Genomic DNA, 13,569 nt, shown 5'->3' with positions numbered 1-13,569 from the left:
GATTCCCGCCTGCCGGTCGCTTCACCCTCTTGTTCGCATCCAACCATGCCCGGTCGGACGCGCGCTCATTACCCATGGGTTACCCAGAGGCGACGGAGGTCACCCCAGCCGCTCCGCCCCGCGCCAGGACTCTGGCCAGGCATTCGACGACATCCGGGTGATAGTCGCGGGCGGTGCCCAGCCGGAGCCGCTCCAGGGCGTCGAGGGCGGCACCCGCGCCCTCGCCTCCCGCGAGGTCGTCGTAGGCGTTCACCGCGCGGACGATCCGGGCGGCCGTCGGCTGCTCCCGGTACGGGTCGGCCTGGCGCTCGACGACGACGGCGACGGCCTCGGGGACGCCGGTCCTGCGGACGACCTCGCCGCCCAGGAGCGCGATCCGGCGCTGCTCCTCGGCCGGCAGGAGGGCGGTGGCGCCGCCCGCGACCGGGTCGACGAGGGAGAGCTGTCCGATGTCGTGCATGAGCGCCGCGTGCTCCAGGACGGTCAGCTCGGCCCCGGGGAGACCCAGCTCCCGCCCGACGGCGGCGCTGAGGGCGGCGACCCGGTGGGCGTGCCCGGGCGGGGTGCAGCCGGCGATCTCGGTGGCCCGGGCGAGGGAGGCGATGGTCTGCCGGTTGACCGTGCGCACAGCGGCGTAGCGCCGGAAGGAGACCTGGGTGAGGAGGAGCGGAACGGCGAGGACGGGCAGCGCCCACAGCCCCGCCGCGGCCACACCGAGCGCCATGACGGTGCCGGTGGCGCAGACGGCCGAGCCGATGCCGAGGAGGGCGCGCAGTTCGTCCCGGAGGAGGGGGCCGTACGGGAATCCGGTGCGGGCCCGGAGCACGAGGGCGGCGAGCACCGCGTCGCACAGGGCGGTCAGGACGAGCAGCAGGACGAGGAAGAGGGCGTACGGCGGGCCCTGGCCGAGGTGCTGGACGACGGCCCCCGAGTTGTAGAGGGGCTGGAAGCAGAGCGCGGCGAAGCCGACGGTGAGGACACGGCGGGCGAGATGCCCGAGGCCGGGCTCCCGGCCGCGGGCGAGGTGGGGGACGATCCCGGCGAGGCCGGCGGCGACGACGACGGCGACGATCTGGAGGACGCCGTGGGTGGTGGCGGTCCCGGCGCTCGCCCCGAGCAGGGCATAGGCGAGGGCCCCGGCGGCGGCGAGCGGGGCGGGCTCGCGTTCGTCGGGTGCGGCGCCCCAGCGGGCGAACTCGCCGAGGACCATGAGGGTGCCGAAGGCGAGGGCGTTGCCTGGTTCGTCGACGCCGTACCAGAGGGTGGAGCCGACACCGGCGAGGCCCAGCAGCAGCGCGGCCCCGTGCACGGCGCCGACGGTGCGGGCGCCGGGCCTCACGCGCGCTCCCTGGACCGTACGTCCGGATCTTCGACGGGCGCGTCGGCCGCTCGCGCCGGGGGCGCGGCCGCCTCGCGCGGCGTGGGCGCCTTCGCCTCGCGCGGCGTGGGCACGTGTCCGCCGGGCGGGACGGACGGGGCGGTCGAGGCGGGGGAGGCGGTCGAGGCGGGGGAGGCGGGAAGGACGGACGGCGCGGACTCGTCGGCGGTCACCGCCGGCCGCCATCCGTGCCGGTCCAGGGCCCGGACGAGTGCGGCGACCATCCGGGGGTCGAACTGGCTGCCGGCGCACCGCTCCAGCTCGGCGACGGCCGTCGGCACCGGTCGGGCCCTGCTGTAGGAGCGGGTGGAGGTCATGGCGTCGAAGGAGTCGGCGACGGCGACCACGCGCGCGAACTCGGGGATCTCCTCGCCCCGCAGCCCGTACGGGTAGCCGCTGCCGTCCATGCGTTCGTGGTGGTGGAGGATCGCGCCCCGCGCCTCCCCCAGGAAGCCGATGCCCCGGACCATCTCGTGCCCGTACTCGGGGTGCAGTTCGATGACCCGGCGTTCCTCAGGGGTGAGCGGCCCGTCCTTGCGGAGCACCCGGGTGGGCACGCCCAGCTTGCCGACGTCGTGCAGGATGCCGGCGAACCGTACGACGTCGAGCCGTTCCTCCGCCATGCCGAGCTCACGGGCGATCAGGACGGAGGCGTGCCCGACCCGTTCGCTGTGGCCGCGGGTGTAGCGGTCCTTGATGTCGACGGCCTGGACGAGGGCGCGGATGGTGGCCTGGTGGGCGGCCCGCTCTCGGTGGTACTGGGCGAAGACCCAGCAGGAGATGTACATCGGAAGCAGGACGAAGAGCGCCGAGACCGGCCCGTACGAGCTGCGCCAGAGCACGGCCATCATCAGTCCGGCGAGCCCGTGCACGGCGTGCGGGGCGAGTGCCCGGCCGAGGAGCCCGCGCCAGGCGGTCCGCGGCGGCAGCCCGTCGGCGGTCGCCCGGATGCCGCCGTCGAGGGCGGTCAGGACCAGGCATAAGGTGAGCGCGGCGGCGCCCGCGGGCAGCAGCGCGTACGGGAAGTCGGGGGCGTCGGGGCCGTGTCCGAGGGCGGTGGCGCAGCTCAGGGCGTCGGCGGTCCGGGCGGCCGCCCAGACGGCGCGGACGGTGGCCGCGGCCCGCCAGGCGCGGCGGGGCGCGGCCGGGGGTTCGTCGACGCGGGCGAGGAGGCTGCCGGGCAGGGCGGTGAGCGCGGCGGCGGCGGGCGGCAGGAGGAGGGCGGCGGCGAGGAGGACGGGGAAGAAGGAGCCGGTGCCCATGGGGACGGAGCCGCCGAACGCGCGGCCCAGGACGCGGCAGCGGGCGGGCAGCTCGCAGAGCGCGTACAGGGCGGCGAGCAGCGCGACGGTGCTCCAGGGGGTGGCCGCGCCGGGGCGCAGCGCGGGCAGGGCGCAGGCCCCGGCGCCGAGCAGGGCGCAGCCGATGTAGACGCGGGCCGCGCGCGGAATCACCTTGACGCCCATCACGTCCGTCACGCTAGCGAGTCGGACGGCCCGGGACGGCGGGGTGGCGCCGATTCGCACCATCGGGTGATACAAGCTGATATACGAAGGAGGCCGCCGCGGGCGTGTCGCGACGGCCTTCTCTCCCGCTACGGGGCGGGTGTCACTCCTGGGGAGCCGGTGTCGCCGGCACTATCGGCGCGATCTCCTGCTCGGGCACCGGGTGTCCCGAGCGGATCAGGTCGATCCGGCCCATGACCTTGGACCGCAGATCGGTGGGGACGTCGTCGCTGCCGCAGCAGCGCTTGACGAGCTTCTTCACCGCCTGCTCGAGTCCGTACTTCTCCAGGCACGGGGAGCACTCCTCGAAGTGCACCTCGAACTTGGTGCAGTCGCTGTCGGGCATCTCTTTGTCGAGGAACTCGTAGAGATGATCCAGGACCTCTGAGCAATCCGTCTCGTGCGGCTCTCCGCAGCTCATGAGCCCGAGCCTTTCAGATCGTTCGACGACTCTCCGGCGCCCGCGGGTACCAGCCCGCGGTCGCGGGCGTAGTCCTCGAGCATGCCGCGCAGCTGGCGGCGGCCCCGGTGCAGTCGGGACATCACCGTACCGATGGGTGTCCCCATGATGTCCGCGATCTCCTTGTACGCAAAGCCCTCGACATCCGCGAGATAGACCGCGATGCGGAACTCCTCGGGGATGGCCTGGAGGGCCTCCTTCACGTCGGAGTCGGGAAGGTGGTCGAGGGCCTGCGACTCGGCTGAGCGCAGCCCGGTCGACATGTGCGACTCGGCGCGGGCGAGCTGCCAGTCCTCGATCTCCTCGGCGGCGCTGCGCTGGGGCTCACGCTGCTTCTTGCGGTACGAGTTGATGAAGGTGTTGGTGAGGATGCGGTACAGCCAGGCCTTGAGATTCGTACCCTCGCGGAACTGGTGGAAGGATCCGTACGCCTTGGCGTACGTCTCCTGCACGAGGTCCTCCGCGTCCGCGGGGTTGCGCGTCATGCGCAGCGCGGCCGAGTACATCTGGTCGAGGAAGCCGAGGGCGTCCCGCTCGAAGCGCGCGTTGCGCTCCTCGGTCGTCTCCTCGGGGCCGTCGTCGGTCCCTGTGTCGGTCCCAGTGACCGGACCCACCTCCTCCAGCGCGGCGGCGAGCCCGAGGGCGGACCCGCTCGTTTCGGAGGATAGACGAGGAACCGCTCCGCCCGCCGCCCGAATCTGGGCACCCTTGGGAGCGGGCAGCACTGTCCAGTCGAGGTCAGCGGCCTGCGCGCGCTCCGGGCAGATGGTCGAACCCATGCGACGGACTCCCTCTTCTTTGCTCTCACACCGACGCCCGGAACAACAGTGCTCCCCGGCTCGGCATTCCCGGTTCGTCAGCCGGTGCCGCGAGGCAGCGAGGAGATCCACTCGGCGACACCCTCGACGAGCAGTTCCATGGCCTCGTCCTGGCCGAGGGGGGCGCGCTTGGGCAGGGCGAAGCCGTGGTCCCCGTACGGGATCCCGACGAGGCCGTAGGAGCCTTCCGGGTACTCCTCGGGGCGTCCGAAGGGGTCGTTGCCGCCCTGGACGACGAGTGTCGGCAGCCCGGTGCCGAGGAGTTCCTCGGCGCGGGACTTCTCCGGCCTGCCCGGCGGGTGCAGCGGGAAGCTCAGCGCGAGGACGGCGAGCGCGCCGAGCTCGCGCCCGGTCCGGCAGGCGACCCGGGCGCCGGCGCTGCGGCCGCCCGCGATCACCGGGAGGCCGGGCCGCGCGAGGGCCGGCCAGAGGCCGCGCCAGCCGGTGTCGAGGGTCTTCGGGGCGGGCGCGACCTTCTTGCCCGCGACCCGCCAGGGCTGCTCGACGAGGGCGACGGTCACGCCCCGTGCGGGCAGGGCGCCGGCCAGGGCCTGGAGGTCGCGGGCCTCGACGCCGCCGCCCGCGCCGTGGCCGAGGGCGAGCACGGCCCACGGCCGCGTCCCCTCGTACCAGGTGATCCGGGCCTCACCGGCGTCGGTCGAAACGGTCTCGTACTGTGTCACGTCGGTCACGCCCCCATCCTGCCCCCACGGGCGCGGCGGACGGGGCTCAGAAGAGCGTGCCCTCCTCCGGGCCCTCCAGCTCCGTCAGAAGTTCCGGTCCGTTGTTGCGGACGTTGCTGACCGCGGTCGCCACCGGGTAGGCCCGCATGAGTCCCCCGGGCGGCGGGGCGAGCAGCCCGCGCAGCTCCTCCGGGTGGGTGCGCGCCGGGTCGAGCCAGGCGTCCCAGCGGTCCTCCGTGAGCATCAGCGGCATCCGGGGGTGGATGTCGGCGAGCGAGTGCGGGCCCTCCTCGGGGGCCACGCCCAGCGGACCGGTCTCCGCCTCGGTGGTGATCACCGAGCAGGTGACCCACCACGCGGAGGGGTCGGCGTCGGGCCGGGTCCGGTCCCGCCAGAACTCGTAGAGACCGGCCATCGCGAAGACGGAACCGTCGGCCGGGGTCACGAAGTACGGCTGCTTCCGGGGCCGCTTCTTCTTCCCCTCGACCTCCAGGTCCCGCTCCCCCGACCCCGTCACCCACTCGTAGTAGCCGTCGGCGGGCAGGATGCACCGGCGGGCGGCGAAGGCCCGCTTGAAGGAGGGCTTCTCGTCCACGGTCTCCGCGCGCGCGTTGATCATCCGGGCGGCGCCCTCCGGCGACTTCGCCCAGGACGGCACCAGGCCCCACTTCAACGCGCGCAGCTGGCGAACCGGACGCCGCGATTCTGCGTCTTTCAGAGGACGCTCCAGAACGGCCCAGACCTCTTTGGTGGGGGCCACGTTCCAGTCCGGGGCCAGAGTCTCCTCCGGCTCCCACTTCTCCACCCCGAAAAGGCCGACGAGGTCCTCGGGCCGCCGACTCGCTGCATACCGTCCGCACATACGTGCCACACTGCCACGATCCCGAACCCGACCGAGGAGCCGTCCGAGAAATGACAGAGATCCTCGGCACCCAGCCTCCTCCGGACGAGTGGATCGTCTACCTCACCGGCGGGTGCGCGCTGAGCCTGGTCGTCTTCCGCGCGCTCTGGCTGCCGGCCCGCAACGCGATCACCATCGCCCACGAGGGCGGGCACGGGCTCGTCGCCCTCGCCACCGGCCGTCGCCTCGAGGCGATCCGGCTCCACTCGGACACCAGTGGACTGACCGTGAGCCGGGGCCGCCCGACCGGCCTCGGCGTGGTCCTCACCCTGGCCGCCGGCTACCCCGCGGCCCCGCTGCTCGGCCTCGGCGGCGCCGCCCTGCTCGGCACCCACCGGGTCACCCTGCTCCTGTGGATCGCCACCGTCCTGCTCCTCGCACTGCTCGTGATGGTCCGCAACGCGTACGGGATCCTCACGGTCGTCCTCACGAGCGCGGCGTTCCTCCTCGTCTCCTTGCTGGGCGGTCCCGAGGTCCAGTCGACCTTCGCCTGCGCGGCGGTCTGGTTCCTGCTGCTCGGCGGGGTCCGCCCGGCCTTCGAACTCCAGGCGAAACGGCGCCACGGCGGCGCCCCCGACTCGGACGCCGACCAGCTGGCGCGGCTCACCCATGTGCCCGCCGGGGTATGGCTCTTCTTCTTCCACGCGGTCGCGATCTGCGCCCTGATCGGCGGCGGCCGCTGGCTCCTGGGCTTCTGACTCCCCCGTACAGTGAGTTCCATGACCGCAGCTGCTTCCGCGCACATCGACCCGCCCACCGACCTCTGGCCCGCCCCGTACGCCCGCGGCGCCGTCGACGCGACCGTCACCGTGCCCGGATCGAAGTCGGTCACCAACCGCGCCCTGGTCCTCGCCGCGCTGGCCTCCGAGCCCGGCTGGCTGCGCCGCCCGCTGCGCTCCCGCGACACCCTCCTGATGGCCGAGGCGCTCCGTACCCTCGGCGTCAAGATCGAGGAGGGCGTGGGCCCCGACGGCTCCGGCGAGGCCTGGCGGATCCTTCCCTCCCCGCTGCGCGGCCCCGCGACCGTCGACGTCGGCAACGCCGGTACGGTCATGCGCTTCCTGCCCCCGGTCGCGGCGCTCGCCGACGGCCCGGTGCGCTTCGACGGCGACCCCCGTTCCCACGAGCGGCCGCTGCACGGCGTGATCGACGCGCTGCGCGTACTCGGCGCCCGCATCGACGACGAGAGCCGGGGCGCGCTGCCCATGACGGTCCACGGCGCCGGTGGTCTGGACGGCGGCACCGTCGAGATCGACGCCTCCTCGTCATCCCAGTTCGTGAGCGCCCTGCTGCTCTCCGCGCCCCGCTTCAACCAGGGCGTCGAGGTACGGCACGTGGGCTCGCGGCTGCCCTCTCTGCCGCACATCCGGATGACGGTCGACATGCTGCGCGCGGTCGGCGCCCAGGTCGACGAGCCGGAGCACGGCGGCGCCCCGAACGTGTGGCGGGTGACCCCCTCCGCGCTGCGCGGCCGGGACCTGGTCGTCGAGCCCGACCTGTCGAACGCACAGCCGTTCCTGGCGGCCGCCCTGGTGACCGGCGGCCGGGTGACGGTCCCGGACTGGCCGGCGCGCACCACCCAGCCGGGTGACGCGCTGCGGGAGATCTTCACCGAGATGGGTGGATCCTGCGAGCTGACCGAGGCCGGTCTGACGTTCACCGGTACCGGCCGGATCCACGGCATCGACGTGGACCTCGGCGAGGTCGGCGAGCTCACTCCCGGCATCGCGGCGGTCGCGGCGCTCGCCGACTCCCCGTCGACCCTGCGCGGCGTCGCCCATCTGCGGCTGCACGAGACGGACCGGCTGGCGGCGCTCACCAAGGAGATCAACGAGCTGGGCGGCGACGTGACCGAGACCGAGGACGGTCTCCACATCCGCCCGCGCCCGCTGCACGGCGGCGTCTTCCACACGTACCACGACCACCGCATGGCGACGGCGGGCGCGATCATCGGCCTCGCGGTCGAGGGCGTGGAGATCGAGGACGTGGCGACGACGGCGAAGACCTTGCCCGACTTCCCGACGATGTGGACCGAAATGCTCGGGGCCTGAACCATGCGGCGTTACGGCAAGCACACCGACGAGGACGACATCCGCCAGCGGCCCAACCGCAAGGGCACCCGTCCCCGGACCACCATCCGGCCCAAGCACGAGGACGCCGTCGAGGGCATGGTCCTCACCGTCGACCGCGGGCGGCTCACCTGTCTGGTCGACGACCGGATCGTCACGGCGATGAAGGCGCGCGAGCTGGGCCGCAAGGCCGCCGTGGTCGGTGACCGGGTCTCGATCGTCGGTGACCTGTCCGGCGAGCGGGACACCCTGGCCCGGATCGTGCGGATCGGCGAGCGGAGCTCGGTGCTGCGGCGCACGGCCGACGACGACGACCCGTACGAGCGGGTGGTCGTCGCCAACGCCGATCAGCTGGCGATCGTGACCGCGCTCGCCGACCCCGAACCGCGCCCCCGGCTGATCGACCGATGTCTGGTCGCCGCGTACGACGGCGGGCTCACCCCGCTGCTCGTCCTGACCAAGTCGGACCTGGCACCGCCGGACACGCTCCTGGAGATGTACGGCGCGCTGGGCGTGCCGTATGTGGTGACCACCCGCGACGAGTTCGTCGACGGGGTCGCGGCCGAGCGGGTCCACGAGCACCTGAAGGGGCGGACCACGGCGTTCGTCGGGCACTCCGGTGTCGGCAAGACGACGCTGGTGAACGCCCTCGTCCCGGCGGACCGCCGGCGCACCACGGGTGTCGTCAACGCGGTCACGGGCCGCGGCCGGCACACCACGACCTCGGCGCTCGCCCTGCCGCTGAACGACAAGGAGGGCGGCTGGGTCATCGACACCCCGGGCGTGCGCTCCTTCGGCCTGCACCACGTCGACCCGTCCCGGGTGATCCTGGCCTTCCCCGAGCTCGTCCCGGGCACGGAGAACTGCCCGCGCGCGTGCAGCCACGACGAGCAGGACTGCGCGCTCGACGCGTGGGTGGCGGAGGGTCACGCCGATCCGGCGCGGCTGGTCTCGCTGCGCCGACTGCTCTCGACCCGGGAGCGACGCGAGGGCGACTGAGCCGTCCGCGTTTACGGACGACCACGACCGGTAAGTGCATAATCGCACCAAGTGAGACGAAGCAGTCACCGACGGCGTGGGAGGCACTGACGATGGCGTGGCTGCTGGTGGTGGTGGCCGGCTTTCTCGAGACCGGCTTCGCGGTCTGCCTCAAGCTCTCGCACGGTTTCACCCGGCTGTGGCCGACCGTCGCGTTCGCCGCCTTCGCCCTGGGCAGCTTCGGCCTTCTCACCCTCGCCCTGCGGAAGCTCGACGTGGGTCCGGCGTACGCGGTGTGGACCGGGATCGGGGCGGCCGGGACGGCGATCTACGGGATGGTCTTCCTGGGCGACGTGGTCTCCACGCTCAAGATCGTCTCGATCAGTCTGGTCATCGCCGGGGTCATCGGGCTCCAGCTCTCCGGCTCCGCGCACTGACCGCCCGCCCGCCACCCCTCCATGGAGGGGACCGGGGGCGCCACGACATGACTGAGGGCCAGCCGGACGACGAGCTCGCATCCGGTCGCCCACCCCTCGCCCGCGCAGGCCACGGTGGCCGCCACGAGTTCGCCCGGCGCGGGCGGTCCCTCGTCGCCGCTGCGCTGGGCGGGCACGGCCGCGGGGCGCGCTCCCGGCCTGGCCGGCCGGGGCGCCGGCAGCCGCTCGTCCCAGGCTCCGGTGAGCAGGGCCCGCAGCACGGGCCGGGCGGCGGCCCGGGTCACGATCCACTCCGCGACGACGACGAGGTTCCGCTCCGGCGGGGCCGGATCGGCCAGCAGCCGCCGGACGCCCTCGAGATAGGCGTCGGCCTCCCACCGCACGAGGGCGCGGGCGAGCCCCTCCTTGCTGCCGAACTCGTTGTAGAGGGTCTGCCGGGAGACCCGGGCGGCCCCGGCGAGATCGGCCATCCGCACGGCGGGCCAGGGCCGGTACGCGAGCGCGGCGAGCGCGGCGTCGAGCAGGGCCTCGCGGGCAGTCGGCATCGGCGCCTCCCGGACCGGGGAATCGTTTTCGTGCTCAGCGTCGGCAGGCGTCGGGGCACTGTCAAGGGCGCCGGTGGACGGTTCTCCGGACAGGGATCACACGGAGATAGAGTGCCGACCATGGCCGATTACCACGATGATCTGCGTCTCGCCCATGTCCTCGCCGATGCCGCCGACGCGGCCACCATGGACCGGTTCCAGGCGCTCGACCTCAAGGTCGAGACGAAGCCGGACATGACTCCGGTGAGCGAGGCCGACAAGGCCGCCGAGGAGCTGATCCGGGGACAGCTCCAGCGCGCCAGGCCGCGGGACGCGATCCTGGGCGAGGAGTACGGCGTGGAGGGCTCGGGCCCGCGCCGCTGGGTGATCGACCCGATCGACGGCACGAAGAACTATGTGCGCGGGGTGCCGGTCTGGGCGACCCTGATCGCGCTGATGGAGGCCGGCGAGACCGGCTTCCAGCCGGTGGTGGGCGTGGTGTCGGCCCCCGCGCTCGGCCGGCGCTGGTGGGCGGCGAAGGGCCTCGGCGCGTACACCGGGCGCAGTCTGGCCTCCGCGAGCCGGATCGGGGTCTCCAAGGTGGCCTCCCTTGAGGACGCCTCGTTCGCGTACTCCTCGCTGAGCGGCTGGGAGGAGCAGGGTCGCCTCGACGGTTTCCTCGATCTCACGCGCGCGTGCTGGCGGACCCGGGCGTACGGCGACTTCTGGCCGTACATGATGGTCGCGGAGGGCTCCGTGGACATCTGCGCCGAGCCGGAGCTGTCGCTGTGGGACATGGCGGCGGTGGCGATCGTGGTGCAGGAGGCGGGCGGCACGTACACGGGTCTGGACGGGCGGCACGGTCCGCACAGCGGCAACGCGGCGGCGTCGAACGGTCTGCTCCACGGCGAGCTGCTGAGCTATCTGAACCAGGAACCCGCGCAGGACTGACCGTTCCCCGCTCGACCGCCACCGGCCGTTCGTCGGTCGACCGCCTCCCGTCGAGCGCCGCCCGCACCCCCCGGGGGCGCCTCGCGCGCCCCCTTGTCGGGCCCCTCCCCCGGTGTCACTCTGAGAGTCCCCCCACTTGTGAACTTGTGAACTCGTTCTCGTTGAAGGCGGGAACGTTTCGCCAAGGAGGTGGCTCCGCCCATGCTCGTCCGTGATGCCATGAGCACCGTGGTCCTCACCATCGGCCCCGCCCACACCCTCCGACAGGCCGCCCGGCTGATGGCGGCGCGCCGCGTCGGCGCGGCCGTCGTCCTGGACGGGGACGCCGGACTCGGCATCCTCACCGAACGGGACATCCTCACGTCGCTCGCGCGCGACCAGGACCCCGACCACGAGACCGCCGACGCCCACACCACCCACGACGTCGTCTTCGCCGCCCCCACCTGGACCCTGGAGGAGGCCGCCGAGGCCATGACGCACGGCGGCTTCCGGCACCTCATCGTCCTGGACGACCGGGGTCCCGTCGGCGTCGTCTCGGTGCGCGACATCATCCGCTGCTGGAGCCCCCTGCACAGCGTCGCGAGCTGAACGGACCCCGTTCGCGCGCGGACACGCGAAAGCGGGCCGGACTCCCCGAAGGGAATCCGGCCCGCCCTCTCTACGGCAAGCGCCCTCAGCCGCGCAGGGCCTGGACCGCGGCCTCCAGCCGCTTGCCGAAGTCACCGTCCGCCTGGCGGAAGTTGTCGATCGCCCGCTCGGCGATGTCGTCCCGCGAGACCTTGGCGATGAAGCCCGCCAGGTTCCCGACCAGACGGCTCTTCTCGCCCTCCGACATCAGGCGGTAGAGGGTGCCCGCCTGCACGAAGTCGTCGTCCTCGGCATGGACCGGGGCGGCGTGGTCACCCGTCCCGCCGGAGACCGGGACGGACTGCCACAGCGGCCGGTCCGTCTGGAACGGGCCGCCGAAGGAGTTCGGTTCGTAGTTCTTCGCGCCCTTGTGGCGGCCGTCGTAGAGGTGGCCGTCACGGGAGTGGGTGCGCGCCTCGGTGGCGTGCGGGCGGTTCACCGGCAGGTGGTCGGCGTTGATGCCGACGCGGTAGCGGTGGGCGTCGCCGTAGGCGAAGAGCCGGCCCTGGAGCATCTTGTCCGGGGACGGACCGATGCCGGGCACGAAGTGCGCCGGGCTGAAGATCGACTGCTCGACCTCGGCGAAGATGTTCTCCGGGTTGCGGTTGAGCTCCAGCCTGCCGATCTCGATCGGCGGGTAGTCCTCGTGCGGCCACACCTTGGTGAGGTCGAACGGGTTGAAGCGGTAGGTCGCGGCGTCGGCCGCGGGCATGATCTGGACCTGCACGGTCCAGGTCGGGAAGTCGCCGCGCTCGATGGCCTCGCGGAGGTCGCGCTGGTGCGAGTCGGGGTCCTCGCCGGCGAGCCGGTTGGCCTCGTCCTGGGTGAGGTTCTTGATGCCCTGGTCGGTCTTGAAGTGGTACTTGACCCAGAAGACCTCGCCGGCCTCGTTGTTCCACTGGAACGTGTGCGAGCCGTAGCCGTTCATGTGGCGGTACGAGGCGGGGATGCCGCGGTCGCCGAAGAGCCAGGTGACCTGGTGGGTCGACTCCGGGGAGAGGCCCCAGAAGTCCCAGACGTTGTCCGCCTCCTGCGAGCCCGAGTACGGGTCGCGCTTCTGGGTGTGGATGAAGTCGGGGAACTTGATGGCGTCCTTGATGAAGAACACCGGGGTGTTGTTGCCGACGAGGTCGTAGTTGCCCTCCTCGGTGTAGAACTTCAGCGCCCAGCCGCGCGGGTCGCGTACCGCGTCGGCCGCGCCGAGGTTGCCCGCGACGGTGGAGAAGCGAAGGAAGGTCTCGGTCTCCTTGCCGACCTCGGAGAGGAAGGCCGCGCGCGTCCACCGCGAGACGTCGCGGGTGAGCGTGAAGGTGCCGTAGGCGCCCGCGCCGCGCGCGTGGACCACGCGCTCCGGAATGCGCTCACGGTTGAAGTGGGCGAGCTTCTCCAGGAGGAGCTGGTCCTGCACGAGGACCGGACCGCCGACGCCCGCCGTCTCGCTGTTCTGGTTGTCGGCGACCGGCGCGCCGGCCTCCGTGGTGAGCGGTCCCTGCGTCACGTGTGCCTCCTGCGTCCTGTCCTGCGCTGCCATGATCGACCCTACAATAGACATTGTCTAAGTCAAGTGAACTTCCAAAGTCACACCCGTTCGGGGAAGCCGGCCCCGGCTGTTAGGCTTCGCCCATGAGTGACCTGTTGGAACGACTGCGCGGACGCGGCTGGCGGATGACCGCGCAGCGGCGCGTCGTGGCCGAAGTCCTCGACGGTGATCACGTCCATCTGACCGCCGACGAGGTCCACGCCCGTGCCGTGACGCGACTCCCCGAGATCTCGCGGGCGACCGTCTACAACACGCTGGGCGAGATGGTGACCCTCGGCGAGGTCCTCGAGGTCGCCACCGACGGCCGCGCCAAGCGTTACGACCCCAACGCCCACCGGCCGCACCAGCACCTGGTCTGCGGCCGCTGCGGCGCGATCCGTGACGTCCACCCGGGCGGCGACCCGCTGGCGGACCTGCCGGACACCGAGCGCTTCGGCTTCACGATCTCGAACGTCGAGGTCACGTACCGGGGCATCTGCCCGAGCTGCGCCGGCACCGCCTGATTCGCCTCGGACACCTTTGTGAAGCCCCCGCTCCGGCGGGGGCTTCTTCATGAGCACGGCGCCATGAGCACGGCGCTCGACACCTGACGCACCCGCACACGACGAAGGCCCGGATCCAGTGAATGGATCCGGGCCTTCGTTGCTACTGAGTAGCGGGGACAGGATTTGAACCTGCGACCTCTGGGTTATGAGCCC

15 protein-coding genes are annotated in these 13,569 nt (G+C 72.6%); 7 read left to right on the top strand and 8 right to left on the bottom strand.

The features are described 5' to 3' along the window. Positions 1–79 precede the first annotated feature (79 nt). The 6 genes from IE311_RS31620 to IE311_RS31595 form a co-directional block, all read right to left on the bottom strand. A complete protein-coding gene (locus tag IE311_RS31620; RefSeq protein ID WP_189835294.1) occupies positions 80–1,339 on the bottom strand; it encodes an HD-GYP domain-containing protein in 1,260 nt (419 codons plus the stop codon). Beyond that, positions 1,336–2,844, bottom strand: a complete 1,509-nt coding sequence (locus IE311_RS31615; protein ID WP_229902291.1) for an HD-GYP domain-containing protein — start codon at positions 2,842–2,844, stop codon at positions 1,336–1,338. Before IE311_RS31615 ends, IE311_RS31620 begins: the two co-directional genes overlap by 4 nt. A gap of 142 nt (positions 2,845–2,986) precedes the next feature. Continuing rightward, entirely contained in the window at positions 2,987–3,304 is a 318-nt protein-coding gene (rsrA, locus tag IE311_RS31610) for a mycothiol system anti-sigma-R factor (protein WP_189835293.1), read from the bottom strand. Next, positions 3,301–3,957 carry a sigma-70 family RNA polymerase sigma factor gene (locus IE311_RS31605; protein WP_187282890.1) on the bottom strand — a complete coding sequence of 219 codons (657 nt, stop codon included), beginning with the start codon at positions 3,955–3,957 and terminating at the stop codon, positions 3,301–3,303. Before IE311_RS31605 ends, rsrA begins: the two co-directional genes overlap by 4 nt. A gap of 242 nt (positions 3,958–4,199) precedes the next feature. Next, complete coding sequence (locus tag IE311_RS31600) at positions 4,200–4,844, bottom strand: alpha/beta hydrolase family protein (protein WP_189835340.1); 645 nt, start codon at positions 4,842–4,844, stop codon at positions 4,200–4,202. A gap of 46 nt (positions 4,845–4,890) precedes the next feature. Further along, entirely contained in the window at positions 4,891–5,706 is an 816-nt protein-coding gene (locus IE311_RS31595; RefSeq protein WP_189835292.1) for an SOS response-associated peptidase, read from the bottom strand. Positions 5,707–5,756: 50 nt separating this feature from the next. Between IE311_RS31595 and IE311_RS31590 the strand changes: the two genes are divergently transcribed. From IE311_RS31590 to IE311_RS31575, 4 genes are all read left to right on the top strand, one after another. Beyond that, the gene (locus tag IE311_RS31590) at positions 5,757–6,443 is read left to right on the top strand and encodes a M50 family metallopeptidase (RefSeq protein ID WP_189835291.1); all 687 of its coding nucleotides are present in this window, start codon (positions 5,757–5,759) and stop codon (positions 6,441–6,443) included. 21 nt (positions 6,444–6,464) lie between these two features. After that, positions 6,465–7,796 carry a 3-phosphoshikimate 1-carboxyvinyltransferase gene (aroA, locus tag IE311_RS31585; RefSeq protein WP_189835290.1) on the top strand — a complete coding sequence of 444 codons (1,332 nt, stop codon included), beginning with the start codon at positions 6,465–6,467 and terminating at the stop codon, positions 7,794–7,796. A gap of 3 nt (positions 7,797–7,799) precedes the next feature. After that, positions 7,800–8,813 carry a ribosome small subunit-dependent GTPase A gene (gene rsgA / locus IE311_RS31580; protein WP_189835289.1) on the top strand — a complete coding sequence of 338 codons (1,014 nt, stop codon included), beginning with the start codon at positions 7,800–7,802 and terminating at the stop codon, positions 8,811–8,813. Positions 8,814–8,905: 92 nt separating this feature from the next. Next, on the top strand, positions 8,906–9,229 hold the full coding sequence (locus IE311_RS31575; protein WP_189835288.1) for a DMT family transporter: 324 nt from the start codon (positions 8,906–8,908) through the stop codon (positions 9,227–9,229). On the opposite strand, the gene IE311_RS31570 is transcribed toward IE311_RS31575, so the two are convergent. Then, positions 9,121–9,774 (bottom strand): TetR/AcrR family transcriptional regulator, encoded by a 654-nt coding sequence (locus IE311_RS31570; protein ID WP_189835287.1) that lies wholly within the window; start codon positions 9,772–9,774, stop codon positions 9,121–9,123. The genes IE311_RS31575 and IE311_RS31570 overlap by 109 nt on opposite strands. 120 nt (positions 9,775–9,894) lie before the next feature. Here IE311_RS31570 and hisN point away from each other — a divergent pair, with 120 nt between their 5' ends. Together hisN and IE311_RS31560 are read left to right on the top strand one after the other, a co-directional pair. Next, positions 9,895–10,704: a histidinol-phosphatase gene (gene hisN / locus IE311_RS31565; protein WP_189835286.1), complete on the top strand. Its 810-nt coding sequence runs from the start codon at positions 9,895–9,897 to the stop codon at positions 10,702–10,704. 201 nt (positions 10,705–10,905) lie between these two features. Further along, positions 10,906–11,292, top strand: coding sequence for a CBS domain-containing protein (locus IE311_RS31560; RefSeq protein WP_189835285.1), 387 nt, complete (start codon positions 10,906–10,908; stop codon positions 11,290–11,292). Between the two features lie 85 nt (positions 11,293–11,377). On the opposite strand, the gene IE311_RS31555 is transcribed toward IE311_RS31560, so the two are convergent. Next, complete coding sequence (locus IE311_RS31555; protein WP_189835284.1) at positions 11,378–12,829, bottom strand: catalase; 1,452 nt, start codon at positions 12,827–12,829, stop codon at positions 11,378–11,380. Positions 12,830–12,954: 125 nt separating this feature from the next. Here IE311_RS31555 and IE311_RS31550 point away from each other — a divergent pair, with 125 nt between their 5' ends. Continuing rightward, a complete protein-coding gene (locus IE311_RS31550) occupies positions 12,955–13,374 on the top strand; it encodes a Fur family transcriptional regulator (RefSeq protein WP_189835283.1) in 420 nt (139 codons plus the stop codon). Positions 13,375–13,569 lie beyond the last annotated feature (195 nt).

Origin of the sequence: Streptomyces zaomyceticus (assembly GCF_014656215.1) — a bacterium.
In the GTDB taxonomy this organism is placed as follows: domain Bacteria; phylum Actinomycetota; class Actinomycetes; order Streptomycetales; family Streptomycetaceae; genus Streptomyces; species Streptomyces zaomyceticus.
This window is presented reverse-complemented; position numbering and strand designations above follow the sequence as displayed.